Here is a 1,054-nt window from a genome sequence, read left to right as displayed (position 1 = left end):
CCAGGGTCAGTCTCATTCGCTGAATATAAGTGGTTGGAGAGAAGCCAGTGGCTTCCTTGAATCTTCGGTGCAGTGTTCTTCGTGTCAAACCAGAAGCTTCTATCAGGTGGTTCATTTCAATATCTTCATAATAATGCTGCCTTATCCATTCCTGAAGCTGGATGATGATTTCATCGTTATGAGTGGTGGTGTGATCTTCAGCAAACAATATCTGATCCATAGGACGACGGATTTCATGGGAGAACTGCTGCTCGACCTTATGGGCAACCTGCTCTCCCATGCTCAGCTCAATCAGATGAATCATAAGGTCAGCAACCGAGTTGACACTTCCGGCGCAAAATATACGCCCTGAGCGGGTAATCAGGTGATGGGGTTTAAAATCAACGTCTGGATAGTGTCGCTTCAATCGTTCAAGAAAATACCAGTGAGTGGCTGCTGGCTGGTGATTCAATAAACCTGTTTCAGCCATAAATGTGACTCCGGTTCCTGCCACGCAGAAGGTAGCTCCCTGCTGATGCTGATTCTTCAGCCATTTCACCAGTGTTTTGGACTGCCAAACTACTGGAAGGGGGTTTCGCCAGAGGCCGGGAACAATCACCAGGTCACCGGGGCCTGTTTGAGCAAAGGTCACTTCCGGTGTCAGAGGTATTCCACCCATAGTGATGATCGGGCTGAGTTGCTCAGCACAGAAACAGACTTCTACGTCGGAATACTGATGTTTCAGGCGGCTGTAGGTCACACCTGCCTGGATTATTTCAAGCGGCAAACTGATGCTGGTGGACAGCATATGATCTACCAGAGGAATCAGAACTCTATTCAGTGAAAGCATTTTCTGTGTCAAAGAGCTGACCTGGAAATCTGATAATGTGACGTAATTATCAGGTTGGTTGGCATAAATGTACAGTTGTGTTTATGAATGTCCTATTAAACTACCGAGATATTCCTCATATAAATGGAGTTGTTACCGTGAGCAGATTACCGGTCATTGTCGCGCAGGGAGGCATCAGTCCGGCGGGACGAAGTTCAGGGTTTCATGGCTATCATCGTCTGGTAT

1 protein-coding gene is annotated in these 1,054 nt (G+C 47.2%); it reads right to left on the bottom strand.

All coding sequences use genetic code 11. The features are described 5' to 3' along the window. Positions 1-829, bottom strand: an 829-nt coding sequence (locus KDK19_RS00955) for a GlxA family transcriptional regulator (protein WP_257291150.1), incomplete at its 3' end; no start/stop codon positions are given. Between the last annotated feature and the right edge of the window lie 225 nt (positions 830-1,054).

The organism is Endozoicomonas sp. ONNA1 (assembly GCF_024606325.1).
GTDB lineage: Bacteria > Pseudomonadota > Gammaproteobacteria > Pseudomonadales > Endozoicomonadaceae > Endozoicomonas_A.
This window is presented reverse-complemented; position numbering and strand designations above follow the sequence as displayed.